The sequence below is a fragment of the Methylomarinovum caldicuralii genome (assembly GCF_033126985.1).
GTDB classification, from domain to species: domain Bacteria; phylum Pseudomonadota; class Gammaproteobacteria; order Methylococcales; family Methylothermaceae; genus Methylohalobius; species Methylohalobius caldicuralii.
The window spans coordinates 625,598-645,553 of sequence record NZ_AP024714.1 but is presented as its reverse complement, the minus strand read 5'-3'; the positions used below and the strand labels follow the sequence as shown (position 1 = coordinate 645,553).

General features: G+C 63.0%; 24 protein-coding genes and 1 tRNA gene. 8 read left to right on the top strand and 17 right to left on the bottom strand.

Annotated features, from left to right (window positions below; genetic code table 11):
- Positions 1-190: 190 nt before the first annotated feature.
- From MCIT9_RS03370 to MCIT9_RS03355, 4 genes are all read left to right on the top strand, one after another.
- The gene (locus tag MCIT9_RS03370; RefSeq protein WP_317706015.1) at positions 191-637 is read left to right on the top strand and encodes a CBS domain-containing protein; all 447 of its coding nucleotides are present in this window, start codon (positions 191-193) and stop codon (positions 635-637) included.
- A 70-nt stretch (positions 638-707) separates the two neighbouring features.
- The gene (locus MCIT9_RS03365; RefSeq protein WP_317706014.1) at positions 708-938 is read left to right on the top strand and encodes a hypothetical protein; all 231 of its coding nucleotides are present in this window, start codon (positions 708-710) and stop codon (positions 936-938) included.
- Between the two features lie 77 nt (positions 939-1,015).
- Positions 1,016-2,389 carry a nucleotide 5'-monophosphate nucleosidase PpnN gene (gene ppnN / locus MCIT9_RS03360; protein WP_317706013.1) on the top strand — a complete coding sequence of 458 codons (1,374 nt, stop codon included), beginning with the start codon at positions 1,016-1,018 and terminating at the stop codon, positions 2,387-2,389.
- Between the two features lies 1 nt (position 2,390).
- Positions 2,391-2,654 (top strand): WGR domain-containing protein, encoded by a 264-nt coding sequence (locus MCIT9_RS03355; RefSeq protein ID WP_317706012.1) that lies wholly within the window; start codon positions 2,391-2,393, stop codon positions 2,652-2,654.
- Here MCIT9_RS03355 and MCIT9_RS03350 read toward each other — a convergent pair.
- A complete protein-coding gene (locus MCIT9_RS03350) occupies positions 2,633-3,316 on the bottom strand; it encodes an SOS response-associated peptidase (RefSeq protein ID WP_317706011.1) in 684 nt (227 codons plus the stop codon). The genes MCIT9_RS03355 and MCIT9_RS03350 overlap by 22 nt on opposite strands.
- Positions 3,317-3,333: 17 nt before the next feature.
- On the opposite strand from MCIT9_RS03350, the gene MCIT9_RS03345 reads away from it, so the two are divergent.
- Entirely contained in the window at positions 3,334-4,182 is an 849-nt protein-coding gene (locus MCIT9_RS03345) for an EcsC family protein (protein ID WP_317706010.1), read from the top strand.
- 115 nt (positions 4,183-4,297) lie between these two features.
- Here the strand turns inward: MCIT9_RS03345 and MCIT9_RS03340 are convergent.
- The 4 genes from MCIT9_RS03340 to MCIT9_RS03325 all read right to left on the bottom strand — a co-directional run bounded on the left by MCIT9_RS03340 (position 4,298) and on the right by MCIT9_RS03325 (position 7,884).
- Positions 4,298-4,373: transfer RNA gene (locus MCIT9_RS03340), tRNA-Phe, on the bottom strand.
- A 40-nt stretch (positions 4,374-4,413) separates the two neighbouring features.
- Positions 4,414-4,701 (bottom strand): oxidative damage protection protein, encoded by a 288-nt coding sequence (locus tag MCIT9_RS03335; RefSeq protein ID WP_317706009.1) that lies wholly within the window; start codon positions 4,699-4,701, stop codon positions 4,414-4,416.
- A 37-nt stretch (positions 4,702-4,738) separates the two neighbouring features.
- The gene (gene mutY / locus MCIT9_RS03330; RefSeq protein ID WP_317706008.1) at positions 4,739-5,788 is read right to left on the bottom strand and encodes an A/G-specific adenine glycosylase; all 1,050 of its coding nucleotides are present in this window, start codon (positions 5,786-5,788) and stop codon (positions 4,739-4,741) included.
- Positions 5,785-7,884: an AsmA family protein gene (locus MCIT9_RS03325; protein WP_317706007.1), complete on the bottom strand. Its 2,100-nt coding sequence runs from the start codon at positions 7,882-7,884 to the stop codon at positions 5,785-5,787. The genes mutY and MCIT9_RS03325 overlap by 4 nt, the downstream gene beginning before the upstream one ends.
- A gap of 123 nt (positions 7,885-8,007) precedes the next feature.
- Here MCIT9_RS03325 and MCIT9_RS03320 point away from each other — a divergent pair, with 123 nt between their 5' ends.
- On the top strand, positions 8,008-8,301 hold the full coding sequence (locus MCIT9_RS03320; RefSeq protein ID WP_317706006.1) for a hypothetical protein: 294 nt from the start codon (positions 8,008-8,010) through the stop codon (positions 8,299-8,301).
- A 60-nt stretch (positions 8,302-8,361) separates the two neighbouring features.
- On the opposite strand, the gene MCIT9_RS03315 is transcribed toward MCIT9_RS03320, so the two are convergent.
- A complete protein-coding gene (locus MCIT9_RS03315) occupies positions 8,362-8,967 on the bottom strand; it encodes a peroxiredoxin (RefSeq protein ID WP_317706005.1) in 606 nt (201 codons plus the stop codon).
- Positions 8,968-9,196: 229 nt separating this feature from the next.
- Between MCIT9_RS03315 and MCIT9_RS03310 the strand changes: the two genes are divergently transcribed.
- Positions 9,197-9,754 (top strand): hypothetical protein, encoded by a 558-nt coding sequence (locus tag MCIT9_RS03310; RefSeq protein WP_317706004.1) that lies wholly within the window; start codon positions 9,197-9,199, stop codon positions 9,752-9,754.
- A 109-nt stretch (positions 9,755-9,863) separates the two neighbouring features.
- On the opposite strand, the gene amoC is transcribed toward MCIT9_RS03310, so the two are convergent.
- The 8 genes from amoC to MCIT9_RS03270 form a co-directional block, all read right to left on the bottom strand.
- Positions 9,864-10,685, bottom strand: a complete 822-nt coding sequence (amoC, locus tag MCIT9_RS03305) for a bacterial ammonia monooxygenase, subunit AmoC (protein ID WP_317706003.1) — start codon at positions 10,683-10,685, stop codon at positions 9,864-9,866.
- Positions 10,686-10,761: 76 nt separating this feature from the next.
- Positions 10,762-10,947 (bottom strand): DNA gyrase inhibitor YacG, encoded by a 186-nt coding sequence (gene yacG, locus MCIT9_RS03300; protein ID WP_317706002.1) that lies wholly within the window; start codon positions 10,945-10,947, stop codon positions 10,762-10,764.
- 3 nt (positions 10,948-10,950) lie between these two features.
- Positions 10,951-11,718, bottom strand: a complete 768-nt coding sequence (gene zapD / locus MCIT9_RS03295; protein ID WP_317706001.1) for a cell division protein ZapD — start codon at positions 11,716-11,718, stop codon at positions 10,951-10,953.
- Positions 11,719-11,796: 78 nt separating this feature from the next.
- On the bottom strand, positions 11,797-12,525 hold the full coding sequence (gene lptB, locus MCIT9_RS03290) for an LPS export ABC transporter ATP-binding protein (RefSeq protein ID WP_317706000.1): 729 nt from the start codon (positions 12,523-12,525) through the stop codon (positions 11,797-11,799).
- Position 12,526: 1 nt separating this feature from the next.
- Positions 12,527-13,009 (bottom strand): lipopolysaccharide transport periplasmic protein LptA, encoded by a 483-nt coding sequence (gene lptA / locus MCIT9_RS03285; RefSeq protein ID WP_317705999.1) that lies wholly within the window; start codon positions 13,007-13,009, stop codon positions 12,527-12,529.
- A complete protein-coding gene (locus MCIT9_RS03280; protein WP_317705998.1) occupies positions 13,006-13,533 on the bottom strand; it encodes a KdsC family phosphatase in 528 nt (175 codons plus the stop codon). The genes lptA and MCIT9_RS03280 overlap by 4 nt, the downstream gene beginning before the upstream one ends.
- Entirely contained in the window at positions 13,533-14,516 is a 984-nt protein-coding gene (locus MCIT9_RS03275) for a KpsF/GutQ family sugar-phosphate isomerase (protein ID WP_317705997.1), read from the bottom strand. The genes MCIT9_RS03280 and MCIT9_RS03275 overlap by 1 nt, the downstream gene beginning before the upstream one ends.
- Positions 14,513-15,493, bottom strand: coding sequence for a calcium/sodium antiporter (locus tag MCIT9_RS03270; RefSeq protein WP_317705996.1), 981 nt, complete (start codon positions 15,491-15,493; stop codon positions 14,513-14,515). Before MCIT9_RS03270 ends, MCIT9_RS03275 begins: the two co-directional genes overlap by 4 nt.
- A gap of 77 nt (positions 15,494-15,570) precedes the next feature.
- On the opposite strand from MCIT9_RS03270, the gene prlC reads away from it, so the two are divergent.
- Complete coding sequence (gene prlC, locus MCIT9_RS03265; RefSeq protein WP_317705995.1) at positions 15,571-17,616, top strand: oligopeptidase A; 2,046 nt, start codon at positions 15,571-15,573, stop codon at positions 17,614-17,616.
- Here prlC and MCIT9_RS03260 read toward each other — a convergent pair whose 3' ends face one another.
- The 3 genes from MCIT9_RS03260 to MCIT9_RS03250 are packed head-to-tail and all read right to left on the bottom strand — an operon-like array spanning position 17,617 to position 19,932.
- Positions 17,617-18,321 (bottom strand): phosphoribosyltransferase, encoded by a 705-nt coding sequence (locus MCIT9_RS03260; RefSeq protein WP_317705994.1) that lies wholly within the window; start codon positions 18,319-18,321, stop codon positions 17,617-17,619. It lies immediately after the preceding gene.
- Positions 18,322-18,325: 4 nt separating this feature from the next.
- Positions 18,326-19,162, bottom strand: a complete 837-nt coding sequence (locus tag MCIT9_RS03255; protein ID WP_317705993.1) for an SDH family Clp fold serine proteinase — start codon at positions 19,160-19,162, stop codon at positions 18,326-18,328.
- Positions 19,162-19,932 carry a rhomboid family intramembrane serine protease gene (locus tag MCIT9_RS03250; protein WP_317705992.1) on the bottom strand — a complete coding sequence of 257 codons (771 nt, stop codon included), beginning with the start codon at positions 19,930-19,932 and terminating at the stop codon, positions 19,162-19,164. Before MCIT9_RS03250 ends, MCIT9_RS03255 begins: the two co-directional genes overlap by 1 nt.
- Positions 19,933-19,956 lie beyond the last annotated feature (24 nt).

The following is a 19,956-nucleotide window of genomic DNA, read 5'->3' as shown; positions in this document are numbered from 1 at the left end:
CGATGGTCCGATTCTTCTAAGCATAGTCACCTGGGGTGAATTTTGCCCCCTGCCCGCTCGCTGTGAGCCAACCGGAATCGCTGTGGGGCGGCATCGGTTCGCGTAAAATACCTCGGGAAACAACGTCGGGCGTCCCAGTCCCGGGATGACGGGCGCTTGGTCAGTTTCTCGTCACATCAGGGGGAAAGGCATGACCGTCGGGAATATCTGCAACCGCGAAGTGGTGATCGTCCACCGCGACGAAGATGTATTGGCAGCCGCCAGGTTGATGCGGCAATTCCATGTGGGCAGTGTGGTGGTCGTGGAGGAGCAGGACGGCAAACGCATCCCTGTCGGTATCGTGACCGACCGGGATATCGTCGTCAAGGTTCTGGCCCGTGGTCTGGAGCCTGCCCATCTGCGGGTGCAGGAAATCATGAGCGCCGGGGCGGAAACCGTGGCCGAGACGGCGGAAATCCTGCCCACCGTCGAACGCATGCGCGATGCCGCCATCCGCCGCTTGCCCGTGGTCGCCGCCGACGGCAGCCTGGTCGGCATCGTCACCCTGGACGATCTTATCGATTTGCTGGCGGAAATGCTGGGTGACCTGGCCCGACTCGTGAAGCGGGAACAGCAGCGTGAAGTCCGCACCCCGTGAAAGTTATGCACAGATCGCCAGGAGCTTCTTTCCTGCGTTTGTCAAGTCCTGAGCGGGTATTGGACGCATCTTGCAAGCCATTGATTTGAAGGTGGTAATTTGGGATGGCCAAAATTTTTACAATTTGAAGAAAGGCAAGGAAATGCGTTGTCTGGCGGCGATTTTCAGCAAGTTGTTCACAAAGTTTTCCACAGATTCTGTGGAAAATCGTGCCGCCTTCGGCACTGGCGTCATTCTCGGATTATCCACAATGAGATTTCAGCAAACGGCAGCGATATTTCTTTGTATATCGTTGATTTGAAAAATAAGTTTGTCCTTTACACCGTTTGCCGACAGTTTCCTCCCTGATTTTCCACAAAGTTATCCACAGGTTGCTCCATGTCTGACCTTCTCAACGGCCCTATTCAGATCACCCCCGACGGTGCCCTCGAGGTTCTGTCAAAGAAGGAAGTGGCGCTGCTGCTCGATAGTGCCCACAGCGAATTGTTCGAAACCTTCCGCAAGTGCGCCCTGGCGGTGCTCAACTGCGGCACCCATCTTGATGATTCCAAGGCGGTGTTCGAGCGTTACCGCGATTTCGCCATCCACATCCGCCAGCAGGAGCGCGGCATCAAGTTGGAGCTGGTCAACGCGCCGGCATCCGCCTTCGTGGACGGGCAAATGATCCGCGGGATCCGCGAACATCTGTTCGCCGTGTTGCGCGACATCGTCTATACCAGTCAGCAGATCGTCGAAAGCGGGGCATTCGATCTGAATTGTCCCGGTGACATCACCGATGCGGTATTCCACATTCTCCGCAACGCCCAGGTGCTCATTCCCCATCGCCCGCCTGATCTGGTGGTGTGTTGGGGCGGTCATGCCATCAGTCCGGCAGAGTACGACTACAGCAAGCAGGTGGGTTACGAACTGGGCCTGCGCGGGATGCACATCTGCACCGGCTGCGGTCCGGGAGCGATGAAGGGGCCGATGAAAGGGGCAACCATCGGTCATGCCAAGCAGCGTCTCTACGACGGCCGTTATCTGGGGATTTCCGAGCCCGGCATCATCGCCGCCGAGCCACCCAATCCCATTGTCAACCAGCTGGTTATCATGCCCGATATCGAAAAACGCCTGGAGGCTTTCGTCCGGGTCGGGCATGGGGTCGTAGTCTTCCCGGGCGGGGTCGGCACGTTCGAGGAAATCCTCTACCTACTCGGCATCTTGCTGCATCCGGCCAACGATGACCTCCCCTTCCCTCTGCTGTTCACCGGACCGGAAGCCAGCCGGGCCTATTTCGAGCGTATCAACGCCTTTCTGGTCCAGGTGTTGGGAGAGAAGGTGCGGACGCGTTACCGTATCGTGGTCGGGGACGCGGCCACCGTGGCCCGGGAGATGCAGAAAGGACTGCAGGCGGTGCACCGCTACCGGATCAAGGTGCACGGCGCCTATTACTTTAATTGGCGCCTGGTAATCGACCCGGCGTTCCAGCAACCCTTCCTCCCCACCCACGAAAAGGTGGCCAGACTGCGCCTGAGCCTGGATTTGCCGCCCCATGAGCTGGCGGCCGAGCTGCGCCGGGCCTTCTCCGCCATCGTCGCCGCCAATGTCAAGGAACTCGGCATCCTCGAGGTGGAACACCACGGTCCATTCGAGATTCGCGGTGACTGCCGCATCCTGGAACCACTCCAGCGCCTGCTGGATGATCTAGTGGCGCAGAAGCGCATGAAGCTGGCCGATCACTACGAACCCACCTACCGCCTGATTCCCTCGTGAAATGGACACCGACGCCTGGGTCAAGCTGCGCTGGGAGAAAGAAAGCCGTTATTACGAGGCCCATCTGCACCAGGATCTGTGGGGCGAATGGATCGTGACCCGGGTCTGGGGTCGGCGCGGCGGCCGCCTGGGCCGGGTTCTGCACGTGCCCTGCCCGTCCCGGGCCGACGGCATGAAACTGCTGCGGCAGATCGACCGCACCCGTCAGCGCCACGGTTACCGCTGCGTGCGTATCGACGGGCCTTATTCGGTAAACAGCGGCTGAGTTGGCTCCTGCGGCGCCAGACAGCGGGGATCGTCGTGGTGAGGGTTGTTGACGTAGGTGCTGACGGGATAGGTACGCAACAGCGTGTCCCGGCACGGCCTCAGCAGCGTCTGGGGAGCGGGGTGGGACGGATCGAGCCAGGTGTTCCAGTGCTCCGGTTCCAGCACCACCGGCATGCGGTGGTGCAGCGGCTTGAGGGTTTCGTTGGCATCGGTGGTGATGATGACGCAGGAGCGTACGGTTTCTTCCGTCTCCGGATTGCGCCAATCCTCCCACAGGCCGGCGAAAGCGATCAGGCGACCGTCGCGGGGGACGACAGCGTAAGGCTGTTTGCGCCGGCCGCTGCGGGCCCATTCGTAGAAGCCGCTGGCGGGAATCAGGCAGCGCCGTCGCCGCAGGGCGGCCCGGAAGGCGGGGCGCTCGTGGAGATTCTCGGCGCGGGCGTTGATAAGGCGCTGGCCGATCTGGGCATCCTTGGCCCAGAAGGGGATCAGCCCCCAGCGTGCCAGTTCGGCGAGGCGGCCGGGTGCGTCACGGCGCACCTGGGGAATCGGCTGCGACGGAGCGATGTTGTAACGCGGCTGCCAGTCGATGGTATTGACAGTGGCGAAAGTCCGGCGTATTTCCTCGCCGGAAGCGGTCAAAAAGAAACGGCCACACATTGATGTAACAGGACCTGATGAAAGCGTTGATCGTTGCACCTGATGACACTGCCCTGCAATGGCAGCGGGCGCCCCTGGCCGCGGATGATTACCAGCGGCTGCTCACTGCCGTGCGCCAGCTGGAAAGTCCGGGGTTGGCAGCACGCCTGTCCAATTATATCGGCATGCCCGTGGAAAAGGCGCTGGCGAGCCTGCCCGAAACCTGGGTCAAGCCGGTCACGCGCCTCACCCAGGAAGCCCTGGGAAAAGCCCTGGATGCCGCCCTGCTGACCATGCCCGCCGGGGCGGTGCCGCGGCCGGCTCCCAAACTGAGTCACAAGCTGTTGGCCGGTCTCAGCGGCGCGGTGGGCGGCAGCTTCGGTATCGCCAGCCTGGCCGTGGAGTTGCCGGTGTCGGCCACGCTGATGCTTCGCGCCATCGCCGCGACTGCCCACGAGCATGGCGAAGACCTGGATGACCCCCGGGTCCGCCTGGCCTGCCTCGAAGTGTTCGCCCTGGGCGGAAGCAGCCGCAGCGACGACAATGCCGAAATCGGGTATTACGCAGTCCGGGCTTTTCTCTCCAAAACCCTGGAGGAATCGGCCAAACATATCGTCAAAAAAGGCTTGGCCAAGGAAGGGGCGCCGGCGTTGGTAAGGTTCATGAGCGCGGTCGCCCAGCGTTTCAGCGTTCAGGTTTCACAGAAGCTGGCGGTTCAGTCGCTGCCGCTGCTGGGAGCAGCGAGCGGCGCGACGGTCAACGTCATCTTCATGGACCACTTCCAGAAAACCGCCCAGGCCCACTTCACCCTCCGCCGTCTGGAGCGCATCTACGGTCGGGGACGGATTCAGGCGGCATATCGGCAGGCAGCGCCAACCATTCAGTGAAACAAACCGGTCGCACCCTGTGGCGTTAAAAACGCCGGGCTGTTTGCGCCTAACATCGCGCATAGCCCCAAGAAAAAAGCCCTATCGGAAAGATCCGGTAGGGCTTTGATTTTATTGGTGGCCAGGGACGGAATCGAACCGCCGACACGGGGATTTTCAGTCCCCTGCTCTACCAACTGAGCTACCTGGCCAGAAAGAAAGAAAGTATTAAACTAGGCCGTTGGGATGCTGTCAAGTCCGATCGAGGGTTTCCGGCGGCGGTATGTAGCCTTCGGGCGTGGCGGTGCCGCCCCCGAAGAGGAATTTTTCCCGTTCGCGGGCCAGGAATTCCTTGGCCTCCGGTTCGAATACTACCAGCCGGTGCTCGTTGATGATCATGGTCTGGACCTGCAACCATTCTTCCCAGGCCTGTTTGGAGATGTTTTCGTAGATGCGCTGGCCTTCCGGGCCCGGGAAGGGGGGCGCGTCCAGTCCTTCGGCTTCGATCCCGAGTTTGGTGCATTTGACCGTGCGTGGCATGGTGAAGACTCCGTCGATTGAAACGAATCCGTTTATATTAGCATGCCGCTGTGTCCAATTCGGTGATCAGGTTCCGGACCGGGGCAGGCAGGGCCAGATCCAGCGCTTCTTGGGGGTAAAGCCAGTTTCCCGGGTGATCGTGACATTGGGTGACGGAAATTGCGTTCGCGATGACCGGGTGGTAGTGCAGCCGGAACTGGGTGAAGGTATGGCGCCGGGAGGGCAGCGGAGTCAGGGATTCGGGCGCGATGCCCAGACGATGGCAATGGTGCGTCAGCGCATCGGAATCCGGCCATTCGGGGAAGGCCCAGAGACCGCCCCATACCCCGGCAGGCGGGCGTCGTTCCAGATAAATTCGCCGCCGGGCGTCGCGCAGGACCAGCCAGTAAGCGGTGCGTTGCGGCAGTTGGCGCTTGGGCCGGGGGACGGGCAGCCGGGCTTCGATGCCGGCCTTTCTGGCCTGACAGGAAGGCTCGAACGGACATTCGTTGCACCGGGGCCGGGTGCGCGTACAGACCGTGGCGCCAAAGTCCATCAGCGCCTGGGTATAGTCGGCAGCCCGCTGTCCGGGCAGATGGATTTCACTGAGCTGCCAAAGACGGCGCTGGGTGGCGCTGTCTCCGGGCCAGGTGTCGATGTGGTAGAGGCGGCACCAAAGGCGCCTGACGTTACCGTCGAGGATGGGGGCCGGCTGCTCGAAACCGAGGCTCAGAATCGCTCCGGCCGTCGAACGGCCGATGCCGGGCAGCGCGGCTAGAGTCTGCGGATCGGCCGGAAGTTCGCCGCCATGCCTTTCGACGATCTGACGGGCGGCAAGGTGGAGGTTGCGGGCGCGGGCGTAATAACCCAGCCCGGACCAGAGCCCCAGCACCTCGTCGAGCGGCGCGTCCGCCAGGTCCTGGGGATGGGCGAAACGGGCGGTGAAGCGCTCGAAATAGGGAATGACAGTTGCCACCTGGGTCTGCTGCAGCATGATTTCCGAGATCCAGACCCGGTAAGGGGTGCGGGGATGCTGCCAGGGCAGGTCCTTGCGCCCGTGGCGGTCGAACCAGTCCAGCAGGCGGGTGGCGAATTCGGCCGGGGTCATGGTCCGAACAGTCCTTTCAGCAGCTGGCCGGCGCCCGGCCCCAGTTTTTTCTCCAATTTTTCACCGAGCTTCTGTTCCAGCTTGGCTTTCTTCTTCTCGATCTTTTCCCGGAATTTCTCCTGCGCCATCTGAACCAGATCGAGACGGTATTTCGGTTTGGCCAGGGGACCTTCAATGCGGACGATGATGGGCAGATCGCGGGCGATCTTGCCGAGTTTGCTGCCGGGCTTGCGGTTGCCGCTGGTGTGCAGGGCGCGGATGCGGTAATCCAGCCGTTCGCGGACCAGGTCCACCGTACCCGTGCCGGTGATCTTCAGTTTCGGATTGTCGATCAGCAGGCGCTCCGTTTGGATGACGCCGTCATCCATGTTGGCAAGAAAGTCCAGGGTGACGAAATCCAGCTGCTGAAGCTTTTCCGCCACCTGGACGGACTCGCCCCGGGCCTGCCACCAGGCCAGCCCCTGTTCGAGCATCTGCAGCAGTTCGCTGTTGGCGAGACGGCCGTTCTGCACCTGCAGGGCGATCCGGCCGTCGAGGCTCCGTTTCAGGGCTGTTTCCGTCTGGCCGTCTGCCCGGAGATTGAGATTCAAGTCCGCCGTTCCGGTCAGGGGTGGCTGCTTGGCGAGATAATCCTGCAGCAAGTTGCCGATCTTCACCTGTTCCAGTTGCGAGGTCAGGGCAAGGTGTGGGGTTTTCCTCCGGGCGTCGATTTGTAGCCGCCCCTGATAACGTCCCTGATAAAGTTGCAGTGAGGGTGTGAGGGTCGCAATCCCGTGGTCGCCCTTGAGCTTTAGGCGCACGTTTTGTATCTGCAGACGCTGCGCCTTGAGGCGATCTATCCGTACCACCCCGTCCACGCGCTGGGCGGCCAGGGCCGCCAGCGGCAACGGTTTTTCCAGGGCTGCTTTGGGGGCGGCGGCAGCCTTTCCGGCAGGTTCCAGTGCCGGTTTGGGAAGATAACGGTTCACATCCAGAGTATCGGCCTTGAGATCGAAACGAACGAACGGGTGGGCGAAGTTTGTCACCTTGAGCCAGCCACCGAGGGTAGTGTCGTCGAGTTTGGCCTGAAGGGCGTCGATGGCCATGTTCTGGCGTTCGGCCTGCAGTTTGAAGGCCAGTTGCAGCTGCTGCATCGCTTTGGGGTCGGCGGGGGCGATGGCGACGGCCAGTGCCGTCAGGGTTTCCTTGAGAGGCGCTTCCAGTTGGAACTTGCCCTGGAATTTTGGCGCGTCCACGATGGTGCTGCCCTCCAGTTCTCCCCGAAGCTGTGCCTTGGCGGCGGAAAGCAGCAGTTCCCTGGCCTCGAGGGTCTGGCGGGTCAGGTCGGCGATGATCGCCGCGGCACTCAGTTCGGCGCGGAGCTGTTTGCCGGGAAGGGATTCCCCTTCGCTATGGGAGTGGACTTCCAGTTGCGCCAGCTCGAAACGTTGCAAATCGGCGCCGACGGTGAGGCGGGTTTCCAGCGCCAGGGTCTCCTTGAGATGTGCTTGCGGCAATGTCAGCACAAAGCCGAGCGCCAGATCGGCAGGGCGGCCAAATTCGAAATCTCCGAGATCCAGATTGACATGCGCCAGCTGGATTTTCTTGCCGCTTTGGCGATCCTCCCAGAAGATCTCCCCGTCCTTGATCGTCAGGCCGCCGATGACCAGGGCTGGAAGCGGTTGCGGCCGGGTGCTTTTTTCCGCCGGGGCGGACGGCCGGGTTTCACCGGTGGAAAATTCCCAGTTCCCCCGTCCGCCGGCGTCTTTGATCAGATGGATGCGGGGAGCCGCAAGGACGATGCGGTCCAGTTCCACCTGTTTGTGCAGCAGGGGAAGCAGCTTGACCCGGATCTCCGCACCCTCGACCCGGAGCATGGGTTCATCCCCGAAACCGGGCGGATTGGCGAGCGCCAGCGGGCCGGTACGGATTCCCAGCCAGGGAAAGACGGACAGATGCAGATCGCCCTCAATGGTCAGAGCGCGGCCGGTTTTTTCTTCGACCACCCTGGCGATGTCGTCGCGGTACGCATTGGGGTCGACGAAAAGGGCCAGTCCGGCGACGGCCACGATGACCACGAGTATCAGACCGGCAAGGACGTACAGCAGGTATCTCATTTTTCCCTTCTCCTACGGCGGGGATTCCAACGGAGAACATCATCGGTCCGGCAGGCTGAATTCCGCCTGAAACTGCCCTATCATGTACGGGCTTATCATAACAAGCAAGAGAGGAGGCAGATTATGCTCGGAGGACTCGTTGCCCTGGCGATCGCCATCTGGTTCTACCGCACCGCGGTGGAGATCGACGACCCCAAACCCTTCATGTGGGCGGCCAATGGCGTCATCGTCTATTACATCGTCGTTTTTTTGTGGTGGTTTCTGGTGCTCAAGCCCGCCAGCGCCGCCTTGCACCATCAAAGCCAGGCCATGTTGGCGGCGCTCAAATACGGCGGTATTTTGGCAGGATTGGCAGTTGTCTGGTTCGTCCGCAGCCGCTGGGTGGCCAGCCAGCGCAAGCAGGATTCAGAGGAATGAAAAAAAGGCTGCCGAACGGGCGTTCGGCAGCCTTCCCTAAATAAAGCGGGTACGCAGGGATCAGAGTTCCTGCGCGTGCTTGGCCAGATATTCGGCCACGCCCTGGGGATCGGGCTTCATGCCCTCCTGACCCGGTTTCCAGTTGGCCGGGCATACTTCGCCGTGCTGTTCGAAGAACTGCAGGGCGTCGACCATGCGGATCAGCTCGTCCATGTTGCGCCCCAAAGGCAGATCGTTGATCACCTGGTGGCGCACGATGCCTTCCTTGTCCACCAGGAAGCTGCCGCGATAGGCCACGTGGGCGCCTTCGGCCTCCACGTCATAGGCACGCACCACTTCATGACCGATGTCCGCCGCCAGGGTATAGCGCACCGGACCGATACCGCCCTTCTCCACCGGGGTGTTGCGCCAGGCGTTGTGGGTGAACTGGGAGTCGATGGAAATGGCGATGACTTCGGTGTTGCGCTTGGCGAACTCGTCCACACGGTGGTCGAGGGCGATCAGCTCGCTGGGGCAGACGAAGGTGAAGTCGAGGGGATAGAACACCAGAACGGCGTATTTGCCCTTGGTGGCTTCGGAAAAGTTGAATTCGTCGACAATCTGGCCGTCGGCCAGGACTGCCGGAACGGTGAAATCAGGTGCCGGTTTGCCTACGAGTACGCTCATCGCAATCCCTCCAGATAGTTTTGGTTTCTTGTTGCAAAGTCCCTTCGTTGCAGGGACGAACGGATTGATTTTACACTAATTTACTCTGAAATGCGCCGCTTTGCGCATCAGGTCTTTCTGATGTTTGCGCGCGCCCGGCGATTTTTGTAAGATTATTCCGACAGCAGGCGACGCGAGCCGCCTGCTGTCCACAACAACAATAACCACTTAACTTTCAGGTTGGAAGATTATGGCTGAACATAAACACATCACCGAGCCCGATCCGTTCGGGTATCAGGTGCGAATCGTGCGCCGGGGGGTGGAACGGAGCCGTTATTTCTCTCACAAGCTGTGGGGCGGGAAGAAGAAATCCCTGCAGGCCGCCATCCGCTGGCGGGATCAGATGCTGGTGATCCTCAAAGGCAGCCGTACCCGCTTCATGAAGACCCCGCGCAACAAGATTTCCACCGGGGTGACCGGGGTTTCGCGGACGATCAAGTACGACAAGCGCAAGGACAAGAGCTACTTGTGTTACACCGTTTTCTGGATCAAGGACGGCAAACCGCGCAACAAGACTTTCCAGGTCGGCAACGTCAAGAGCGTGACCGCAGACCAGGAGCTGCACGCCTACCGGACCGCGGTGGCGTTCCGCAAGGCCTATGAGTATGCGATCGACCACGACCGTCCTTTCGACGATACCCTGTTCCGCAACTGGAAGCGGATCCGGCTTTACGAGCTTCCGGAAGAAAGCGCGGCGCGAAACGACCGTCTTTCTTCGCCGGTGGCGGTGCAATCGGCCATCGCCTGAGGCGGGTTCACTTCCACCGCGAAACTGACGGGCAGCGAAACAAAAGCCCCGGCACCTGCAAATGGTGCCGGGGCTTTTTTGCTGAAGTTTCTGGATTCCGGTCAGCGACTCAGTCGGCCCACACGGCCTGGTCTTCGCCGACGCGGGCAACCGCTTCGTCGTAGACCTCACCGCACAGCGGCTTGCCAATCAGATTCAGGAAGCTGGCAAAAACCTGCAGCAGCAGCCCCAGAATCGACAGCGCAAACCAGCCAAACACCACAAAGCCATAGTGCAGCGGCGCCACAAACAGCTCTTCCATGAACCAGAAGGTGTGACCCCATTCGTTCAGACCCACGTTCGGCAAAATCATGAACGGCCCCACCACCGTGATCAGGTACGGCAGCGACAGACCCTTCTTCTGATAGTTGAAGTACGGAAGACGGGTGTGCGCATAAATCATCGCCGCAAACCCGGTGATGATGTAGATCGGGTAGCTAAGATAGAACTCGATAATGTGGCTCGGCGTGAAGTCCGTGTCACGAACGATGGTCTGGTGCCAGGTGCCGTCCTGTTCGGTGAAGTAGCTCGCTCCCCAGTAAATCGCCCACGCATAGGCCACCAGCCAGATCAGGTGGGTGAAGTTGCGGCGCAGCTCTTCACGGGTCCCTTCCACCGCTTCAAGATTGCGGTCACGGGTCCGCCACAGATAACCCCACAGCACCGAGGCAGTGACCACCTCAGCCACAATCTCCGTGTACAGGAAGTTCATCCAGTAAGTTTCAAATTCCGGTGCAAAAGAGTCCAGACCGGCACTCCAGCCGTAAACCCCTTCGTACCACCGGACCCACAGATAAAACACGGTGTAAATGCTGATCGCAAAAGCAAGCCAGCCCTTGTGCACAAGGGGGGCTTCCTGCGTTGCGCTGACAGCTTGAGTTGTTGCAGCCATCTCTTACCTCCTATGGGAAGAATTGTCGGGTTGACGATTCTATGACTATATAATTTCGAAAAAGTTCCCGAAAACGTCACGGCTCGAAATCTTCCGGCGGGGAGGGCTGGCCGTCTTCGGCGGGCGGGCCGGGAATGTAGCGCTTTTCCGTCGCCCATTCCCCCAGGTCGATCAGCTTGCAGCGCCGGCTGCAAAACGGCCGGTAAGGATTGTCGCGGCGCCATTCCACCGGTTTGCGGCAAATCGGACAGGGAACTTGCATGGCTCAGAAAAGGCAGCGGGTGAGTTGGAAGGGAATATCGGCCTCGGTCTGACGCGGGCGCTCCTCGAACGCCGGTTCCATGAAGCGGATGGTGAAGCGGTGCTTGCCGCCGCTGATTTCCGCGAACACCGGCAGTTCCTCGTCAAGGGTGACGCGCAACATCTGGTACGGCAGGGAGCGGTCCAGGTTTTGCTGGAAAAAACCCGCCTGGGCCAGCTCGGTGGTCGGCAGGGCGCTGTGGCGGATGGTGTCGAGCACGAAGCCGAGGGCATCCTGAATGGGGCTGAAGGGGGCGATCCAGGCGCCTAGATCGGCCTGGCGCTGGCCGGCCGGTTGCTGCAGCCAGTAGTGGTAGCCGGGAATATCGAAGTTGCAGGTCCCCCCGGGGATGGCGCTGCGCTGGGCGATGCTCTTGAACAGGCCGTTGCTGTTCAGCTGGGCGCTCAGTTTGCCGTTGATGCTCCGCAGCCGCTCGCTGAGCGTGTCGATCTGTGCCACCACCGCCTGCAGCTTGTCGCGGTCGATGCCCTGGCTGCGGGCGATGCGGGCCAGTACCTTGTAATGGCGCTCCAGTTCCTTGAGCAGTTCGGAGCGGATGTCGTTGCGGCTGAAGATGGCGAGAATGTCCAGCAGGCCGTCCACCGCCGCACGGCTGTCGTATTCGGAACCGCCGCGGGCGAAATGGTGCAGGTGTCGAAACAGTTGCTCCAGGCGGATGAAAGTCCGCATCCGCTCGTTCAGGGGAAATTCGTAGGTGATATGGCCGTTCAACGTGACAGCGATCCGCTTGGGGGTGGAAGGTGAATGAAAAAATTATTGTAGAGCCTTTTCCGGGCCGGCGCAGCAAACTTAGAGGTTGAAGTTTTCGCCCAGGTACACTTCCCGCACCTGGGGATGGGCCAGGATCTGTTCCGGGGCGCCGGTGGTGAGAACCCGGCCCTGATTGATGATGTAGGCCCGCTGGCAGATCCCCAGGGTCTCGCGCACGTTGTGGTCGGTGATGAGCACGCCGATGCCGCGCTCGCTCAGATGGCGGACGATTTTCTGGATGTCGAGGATGGAAATGGGATCGACGCCGGCGAACGGTTCGTCCAGCAGCACGAAACGCGGTTCCAGCGCCAGGGCACGGGCGATTTCCAGACGTCGGCGTTCGCCGCCGGAAAGGCTGGCGGCCTGCTGCGGGGCCAGCGGGGTCAGGCCGAATTCCTGCAGCAGCTCGGCGGCGATGAGTTCCCGCTGTCCCGGGGTCAGTTCGGGACGCAGTTCCAGCACGCCCAGAAGATTGTCCATCACGCTGAGACGGCGGAAGACCGAAGCCTCCTGGGGTAGATAGCCGATGCCGAAATGAGCGCGGACGTGAATCGGCAGGGCGGTGATGTCCTGGCCGTCGAGGCGGATCCTCCCGTCGCTGGGGGCGATCAGGCCGACGATCATGTAGAAGGTGGTGGTCTTGCCGGCGCCGTTGGGCCCCAGCAGGCCGACGATTTCCCCGCTTTTGAGGGTCAGTGACACGCCATCCACCACGGTGCGACGACGGTAGCGTTTGACCAGCCGTTCGGCTTCGAGCAGCGCCGCCATCTCAGTCCTTCTTCGGTTGGAGCAGGATCTTGACCCGCTTGGTGTCCGAGGTGGGTTCGCCAGCCCTGATCAGGCCCTTGATCTGATCATATTCGATGCGGTCGCTGGCGTATTTGTTGCCGTTCTGCCAGACCACGGCATCGCCGATGAGGACGATCAGCTCCTTGTCCAGATAGTATTCGGCCTTTTTCGCGGTGCCGTGGATCTCCTCGTTGGGTTTGGGTTTCCGCCAGAAGCGGACCGGCTTGCCGTAGGCGATCACTTTCTGGACCTCACCGCCGGGGCTGTAGGCGACCAGTTTGTCGGCCTCGACCCGCAGGCTGCCCTGAATCAGGATCACCTTGCCGGTGTAGGTGCTGGTGTCGGTCTTTTCGTCGTAGTGGGCGCTGTTGGCCTCGATGTAGACCGGCTTTTCCGAATCGTCCTCCAGCGCCAGCGCCGGGTGCGGCGCCAGCAGGGCAAGACAGAGCAGCAGCCGCTTCATCGCAAGTACTCCCCGATGGCTGCATCCAGAGTCTGCTGTGCCGCCATGACGAGATCGCAAACCTCCCGGGCCGCGCCCCGGCCGCCGGGCAGTGCGGTGACCCAGTGGACATGACGCTTGACCACCGGGTGGGCGTCGGCCACGGCAATGGCCAGATGCACCCGGGTCAGCAGCGGCAGGTCGAGCACGTCGTCGCCGACGCAGGCCATCGCCTCCGGGGCGATGCCGGTGGCCTGCTGCAGGGACTGCAGCGCCAGGCGCTTGTCCTCGTAGCCCTGATAGACGTGCTCTATCCCCAGGCTCTCACAGCGCAGCGCCACCGAGCGGGAGGAGCGGCCGGAGATTACCGCCGTCGCCACGCCGCTGCGGCGCAGCAGTTTGAGCCCGTGGCCGTCGCGGGCGTGAAAGCCCTTGTACTCCCGGCCTTCGTGGTCGAAGAACAGCCGGCCGTCGGTAAGGACGCCGTCGACGTCGAAGATCACCAGGCGCACCCGCCTGGCCCGTTCCAGAATTTCGGCTCGCATCAGAACACTCCCGCGCGCAGCAAATCGTGCATGTTCAGGGCCCCCACCAGGCGGTTGTCGTCATCAACCACCAGCAGGGCGTTGATCTTGCGGTCCTCCATCAGCTTGACCGCCTCGGCGGCGAGCATCCCCGGCGGAGCGGTGGCGCAGCCCCGGGTCATGACCTCGCGGATCGGGGTGGTGTGGATGTCGCAGTCGCCGCGCTCGAACAGCCGCCGCAGGTCGCCGTCGGTGAAGATGCCCTGCACGCGGCCGTCCCCGTCCACCACCGCGGTCATGCCCAGTTTCTTGGCGGTCATTTCCAGCAGCGCCTGATCGAGGGTGGCGGTTTCGGGCACCCTGGGGATGGCGTCGCCGGTGTGCATGATGTCGTCGATCTTCAGCAGCAGCCGCCTTCCCAGGCTGCCGGCCGGATGGGAACGGGCGAAATCCTCCCGGGTGAAGCCGCGAGCCTCCAGGAGGGCGACCGCAAGGGCGTCGCCCATCGCCAGGGCGGCGGTGGTGCTGGCGGTCGGCGCCAGGCCCAGCGGACAGGCCTCCTGCGCCACGCTGACGTCGATGTGGACGGTGGCCTGGCGCGCCAGGGTGGAATCGGGGCGGCCGGTCATGGCGATCAGCGGCACCCCGAGGCGTTTGATCAGGGGGATGATGAAGACCAGCTCGTCGGTCTCGCCGGAATTGGACAGCGCCAGGACCACGTCCCTGGGCGTGATCATCCCCAGGTCGCCGTGACTGGCCTCGCCGGAGTGGACGAAGAAGGCCGGCGTGCCGGTGCTGGCCAGGGTGGCGGCGATCTTGCCGCAGATGTGGCCGGATTTCCCCATTCCGGTCACCACCACCCGTCCCTCGCAGCGCAGCATCAGCTGGCAGGCGCGGGCGAAGTTGGCGTCGATGCGCCGCGCCAGGCGGGCGACCGCCTCCGCTTCCAGGCGGATGACCTCCTGTCCCAGTTGGTACAGACGCTGATGTTGAGTTTCAGTCATGAATGCAGGCTACGGTAGAGCAGGAATTGATAGGTGCAGAAACCGGCCAGCAGCACCAGGCCGCCGAGGCGGCCGATCTGCGGGGAGCGGCGCCAGCCGTTGCCCAGTATCAGCAGGGCGACGGTGAAGCCGAGCATCCAGGGGAAATCCCGCCGGATCACGACCGCTTCCAGACGGCCCGGATGGATCAGGCCGGGCATGGCGAACACCGCCAGTATGTTGAACATGTTGGAACCGACGATGTTGCCGATGGCCAGATCGTCCTCCTGTTTGAGCACGCTGGCGAGGGAGGCGGCCAGTTCCGGCAGGCTGGTTCCCAGGGCGACGATGGTCAGGCCGATGATCAGATCGCTGATGCCGAAGGAATGGGCGATGCCGCTGGCCGACCACACCAGCAGCCTGGAGCTGAGCACCAGTCCGAACAGCCCGAAACCGAACCAGAACCAGGCCTGGCCGGTGGGAAGTGGGGCCGGGATTTCGCTTTCCACCTCCAGGGCCACCGGGGCGGTGGCCGGCGCCCGGCGCGCAATCCATCCCAGCCAGCCCAGGAAGGCGATCAGGGCGGCCAGCAACAGCCCCCCTTCGAGACGGCTCAGTTCCCCGTCGTAGCTGAGGCCGAAGGCCGTCAGGCAGGCGGCGAGGAGCATGGGGATCTCGCGTTTCAGGGTGCGCGAATGCACCGCCACCGGCGCCAACAGGGCGGTGCAGCCCAGAATCAGGCCGATGTTGGCGATGTTGGAGCCGATGGCGTTGCCCACCGCCAGGCCGGTGTTGCCGTGCCAGGCCGCCACCGAGGCCACCAGGATCTCCGGCGCCGAGGTCCCGAAGCCGACGATGGTCAGGCCGATGATGAGGGACGGCACCCCCAGATTGCGGGCGATGCTCGCGGCCCCGATCACGAAACGGTCGGCGCAGTAAACCAGGGCGATGAGGCCGACGACGAGGGCGTCGGCATAGATCCACAAGTCGGTCGTCATAAGCCGGTCATTATAACCAGTTGCCTTTTCCTCCGTGGGAATTAAGATGACCGCATCGTCACCGCAGGATTCCAGCCATGACCAATCCCCTGTTGCAAGCTTACGAGTTTCCCCCCTTTTCCCGTATCCGTCCCGAGCACGTGGAGCCGGCCATCACCCGGATCCTCCACGACAACCGCCAGCAGGTGGCGCGCCTGCTCCAGCGCGGCGGCCCCTACACCTGGGACAATCTCATCCGACCCTTGGAAGATCTGGACGACCGCCTCGACAAGGCGTGGTCGCCGGTGCGCCATCTCAACGCCGTGGTCAACAGCGAGGCGCTCCGCCAGGCCTACAACGCCTGTCTGCCGAAGCTGAGCGACTACGCTACCGACCTGGGCCAGAACGAAGCCCTCTACCAGGCCCACCAGACCATCGCCGCCAGCGAGGAATTCCAGCGCCTGGATCCGGCCCAGCGCAAGATCATCCAGGACGCCCTGCGCGACTTTCGCCTGGCCGGCGTCGCCCTGCCCCCGGAACGCAAGGCGCGCTTCAAGGCCATCGAGCAGCGCCTGTCGAAACTGGCGAGCCGCTTCGAGGAGAACGTCCTCGACGCCACCAACGCCTGGACCAAGCACGTCACCGACGAAGCCCGCCTCCAGGGCCTGCCGGAGACCGCCAAAACAGTCGCCCGCCAGGCCGCCGCCGCCCGGGGGCTGGACGGCTGGCTCCTGACCCTGGAGTTTCCCTGTTATGCGGCGGTGATGACCTTCGCCGATGACCGCGGTCTGCGTCGGGAACTGTACGAGGCCTACGTCACCCGCGCCTCCGATCAGGGCCCCCACGCCGGCCGTTGGGACAATACCGAGGTGATGGAGGAGATCCTGCAGCTGCGTCACGAAAAGGCCCGGCTTTTGGGGTATGCCAACTTCGCCGAGCTGTCGCTGGCCACCAAGATGGCGGAAACCCCGCAACAGGTGCTGGATTTTCTCCACGAGCTGGCGGCCCGCTCCAAACCCGTGGCCGAGCGTGATCTGACCGAATTGCGCCGCTTCGCCCGCGACCATCACGGGATCGACGAACTGCAGGCGTGGGACCTGATGTACTATTCGGAAAAGCTGCGCCAGCACAAGTTCCGGCTGTCCCAGGAGGAGGTCAAGCAGTACTTCCCCGCCACCCGGGTGGTGCCCGGGCTGTTCCGGGTGGTCGAGCGCCTGTACGGACTCGACATTCAGGCGCTGGAGGGGATCGACGTCTGGCATCCGGACGTGCGCTGCTACGAGATCCGCGACGCCCGGGGCGAGGTCCGCGGCCGTTTTTATCTCGATCTCTACGCCCGCCCCAAGAAACGCGGCGGGGCCTGGATGGACGAGTGCGTCGCCCGCCGCCGGCTCCAGGGCCAGGTGCAGGTGCCCATCGCCTTCCTCACCTGCAACTTCACCCCGCCGGCCGGAAACGATCCCGCCCTCTTGACCCACGACGAAGTCCTGACCCTGTTCCACGAATTCGGCCACGGCCTCCACCACCTGCTCACCCAGGTGGACTACAGCGGCGTTTCCGGCATCCGCGGGGTGGAATGGGACGCGGTGGAGCTGCCGAGCCAGTTCATGGAGAATTTCTGCTGGCAGCGCGAAACCCTCGATCTGATTTCCGGCCACTACCGCAGCGGCGAGCCCCTGCCGGAGGCGCTGTTCCAGAAGATGCTCGCGGCCAAGAATTTCCAGGCCGGCATGATGATGGTGCGCCAGCTGGAGTTCGCCCTGTTCGATTTCCGCATCCACCTGGAATACGATCCGGCCCGGGGCGGGCGCATCTACGAGATTCTGGAGGAGGTGCGCGATCAAGTGGCGGTGTTCAGGCCCCCGGCCTTCAACCGCTTCGCCCACAGTTTCTCCCACATCTTCGGCGGCGGTTACGCGGCCGGCTACTACAGTTACAAGTGGGCCGAAGTGCTGTCGGCGGACGCCTTCTCCCGCTTCGAGGAGGAGGGCATCTTCGACCCGGCAATCGGGCGGGCCTTCCTCCAGCACATCCTGGAAGTGGGCGGCAGCCGCCCGGCGCTGGAATCCTTCAAGGCCTTCCGCGGGCGCGAGCCGAAGATCGACGCGCTGCTGCGCCACAGCGGCATCAGCACCGAAGAGTGATCAGGCGCCGCCCTGCCGGCCTTGGTCCGTCAGCAGGGCTGTGACTTCCTCCTCAGGCACGTCGTACCAGTGGCGGTAGGCTTCGGCCACGGCGTAGACCCAGCCGCCGCGGACATTGGGACAGTAGATCCTGTCCACCAGCGGGGCGATGCGCCGCAACGCCTGCCGGTGGGCGGTGGGGACGGCGACGATGATTTTGCCGGCCCCGAGCCTCTTCAGCGCCCTGATGGCCACCTCCATGGTGTAGCCGGTGGCCAGGCCGTCGTCCACGAGGATGACAGTGCGGCCGCGTACCTCCGGCATGCCCGCCTCCCCCAGGAAGTTCCGGTAACGGCGGGCCACCTTGGCCCTGGCCTGGGCCAGTCCCTCGGCGACTTCCGCCTCGCTCAGCCCCAGCCGTTCGACGGCCTCGGGGTTGACAAGCTCGGTGCCGTCGAAGGCGACGGCGCCGAAGCCCACTTCGGTGTTCCACGAGGGCGTCGCCTTGCTGGTGACCAGCAGCGACAGGGGCGCCTTCAGCCGCCGGGCGATGACCGCCGCCACCGGCACGCCGCCGGCGGGGATGGCGAGGACGACCGGCTTTTCCCCGGCCAGCCCGGCGAGCATCTCCGCCAGCACCTCACCGGCCTCGGCGCGGTCCTCGAAGACGCCGACGGTGTCGCGCAGCTGCGGTTGGTCGATGACGTTGGCGGGCAGATCGGTCACAGGTTCATTGCCTCCTTTGGGTCGCAGGTTGGCCCATGCGCCGCTCCGGCAGGTATTCCACCGTCGGCATGCGCTTGACCGGCTGCGGGTACAGGCTCATGAGCTGCAGGAACTCCTCCGGCATGTCGGTGTTGACCGGCAGCCCCATCCGTTTGGCCTCGTCGGCGGTGATGGGATAGTCGTGGGTCCAGGTGCCGGTGGACAGCAGCTCGGCCAGTTCGCGGGCTTTGTCTTCCGGGAACTTGGGCCTGAGCAGTTCGTAGACCGCCTCGCGCACCTGACGAATGGCCTTTTCCGACTGGTCGGCGAGGATCAGGGTCTGGTCGTCGACCTCGTTGACATCCTTCTGCGATACCGCCTTGATGATGGAGGCGGCGGCGTACTGACCCAGCTGGGGATCGACCGGGCCGAGGACGGCGTGCTCGCACAGGATGATCTCGTCGGCGGCCAGGGCGATCAGGGTGCCGCCGGACATGGCGTAATGGGGCACGATGACCCGCACCCGACCCCTGTGGCGGGCGATGGCGCGGGCGATCTGGAGGGCGGCGAGCACCAGGCCGCCGGGGGTGTGGAGCACCAGGTCGATGGGCACTTCCGGATCGGTCAGGTGGATGGCGCGGATGACTTCCTCGGAATCGTTGACGTCGATGTAACGCACCACGGGGAAGCCGAGAAGATTCATGGACTCCTGGCGGTGGATCATGAGGATCACCCGGCTGCCGCGCTTGGCCTCGATGCGTGAGATCAGGCGGGCCCGACTGGCCTCCAGCATGCGCTGGTGAATGACCGGCTGCAGCGCCGACAGAATGAAGAACAGCCAGAACAGGGAAGCGAAATCCATCACGAGTCTCCTTTGAGTTTTTCTTTGGGTTCGTCCAGGGCGACATCCCAGGCGTTCTCGAAGGTAAATTCATCCTTGTAAAAGTGTTGACGCCGGTTGGGATCGAGGAACGGCTTGCACAGAATCATGCCGGCGATGAAACCGCCGATGTGGGCCCACCAGGCCACTCCGCCCACCTGTTCCGGCCCCAACAGGGCGGCGACGCCGGAGAACAGCTGGGAAAAGAACCAGATCAGGATGAAAGTGGCCGCCGGCAGGGCGACGAAGAGCGGATAGAAGAACAGCGGGATCAGGGTGATGATGTGGGCGCGCGGATAGAGCAGGAGATAGGCGCCCATCACTCCGGCGACGGCCCCGGAGGCACCCACGGTGGGCACCGGGGAATGCAGGTTGGTGGCCCAGTGTACGATGCCGGCGATGACGCCGCACAACAGATAGAAGATCAGGAACCGCCACGGGCCCATGCGGTCTTCCACGTTGTCGCCGAAGATCCACAGGGCCCACATGTTGCTGATGAGATGGAGCCAGCCGCCGTGGAGGAACAGGCAGGTCAGGAGGGGCCAGTAATTGTCCACCGGCAGACCCAGGATCATGGCCCATTCGGGATGGGTGTAGCGGGCCGGGACGATGCCGAACCAGTAGAACATCGCCTGCAGCTGTTCCGGCGGCAGCGCCAGTTCGAACAGGAAGACCCCGCAGTTGGCGCCGATCAGCGCCCAGGTCATCAGCGGCGGTGAATGGCTGGAAATGGTGTCGCGTACCGGAAACATGGGCTTGCCCCCCTATTGTCGTTT

Excerpts from the sequence above, each read along its gene's own strand:
- MCIT9_RS03280 (WP_317705998.1), bottom strand. The coding sequence starts at position 13,533 with ATGCGAGCCGAAATTCTGGAACGGGCCAGGCGGGTGCGCCTGGTGATC.
- MCIT9_RS03325 (WP_317706007.1), bottom strand. The coding sequence starts at position 7,884 with ATGAGATACCTGCTGTACGTCCTTGCCGGTCTGATACTCGTGGTCATC.
- lptB (WP_317706000.1), bottom strand. The coding sequence starts at position 12,525 with ATGGCGGCGCTGCTCGAAGCCGAACGGCTGGTCAAACGCTACCGTCGT.
- MCIT9_RS03255 (WP_317705993.1), bottom strand. The coding sequence starts at position 19,162 with ATGGATTTCGCTTCCCTGTTCTGGCTGTTCTTCATTCTGTCGGCGCTG.
- MCIT9_RS03345 (WP_317706010.1), top strand. The coding sequence starts at position 3,334 with ATGAAAGCGTTGATCGTTGCACCTGATGACACTGCCCTGCAATGGCAG.
- MCIT9_RS03355 (WP_317706012.1), top strand. The coding sequence starts at position 2,391 with ATGGACACCGACGCCTGGGTCAAGCTGCGCTGGGAGAAAGAAAGCCGT.
- ppnN (WP_317706013.1), top strand. The coding sequence starts at position 1,016 with ATGTCTGACCTTCTCAACGGCCCTATTCAGATCACCCCCGACGGTGCC.
- MCIT9_RS03350 (WP_317706011.1), bottom strand. The coding sequence starts at position 3,316 with ATGTGTGGCCGTTTCTTTTTGACCGCTTCCGGCGAGGAAATACGCCGG.
- mutY (WP_317706008.1), bottom strand. The coding sequence starts at position 5,788 with ATGACCCCGGCCGAATTCGCCACCCGCCTGCTGGACTGGTTCGACCGC.
- MCIT9_RS03370 (WP_317706015.1), top strand. The coding sequence starts at position 191 with ATGACCGTCGGGAATATCTGCAACCGCGAAGTGGTGATCGTCCACCGC.
- MCIT9_RS03320 (WP_317706006.1), top strand. The coding sequence starts at position 8,008 with ATGCTCGGAGGACTCGTTGCCCTGGCGATCGCCATCTGGTTCTACCGC.
- MCIT9_RS03310 (WP_317706004.1), top strand. The coding sequence starts at position 9,197 with ATGGCTGAACATAAACACATCACCGAGCCCGATCCGTTCGGGTATCAG.
- yacG (WP_317706002.1), bottom strand. The coding sequence starts at position 10,947 with ATGCAAGTTCCCTGTCCGATTTGCCGCAAACCGGTGGAATGGCGCCGC.
- MCIT9_RS03275 (WP_317705997.1), bottom strand. The coding sequence starts at position 14,516 with ATGACTGAAACTCAACATCAGCGTCTGTACCAACTGGGACAGGAGGTC.
- MCIT9_RS03335 (WP_317706009.1), bottom strand. The coding sequence starts at position 4,701 with ATGCCACGCACGGTCAAATGCACCAAACTCGGGATCGAAGCCGAAGGA.
- prlC (WP_317705995.1), top strand. The coding sequence starts at position 15,571 with ATGACCAATCCCCTGTTGCAAGCTTACGAGTTTCCCCCCTTTTCCCGT.
- MCIT9_RS03270 (WP_317705996.1), bottom strand. The coding sequence starts at position 15,493 with ATGACGACCGACTTGTGGATCTATGCCGACGCCCTCGTCGTCGGCCTC.
- MCIT9_RS03315 (WP_317706005.1), bottom strand. The coding sequence starts at position 8,967 with ATGAGCGTACTCGTAGGCAAACCGGCACCTGATTTCACCGTTCCGGCA.
- MCIT9_RS03250 (WP_317705992.1), bottom strand. The coding sequence starts at position 19,932 with ATGTTTCCGGTACGCGACACCATTTCCAGCCATTCACCGCCGCTGATG.
- lptA (WP_317705999.1), bottom strand. The coding sequence starts at position 13,009 with ATGAAGCGGCTGCTGCTCTGTCTTGCCCTGCTGGCGCCGCACCCGGCG.
- amoC (WP_317706003.1), bottom strand. The coding sequence starts at position 10,685 with ATGGCTGCAACAACTCAAGCTGTCAGCGCAACGCAGGAAGCCCCCCTT.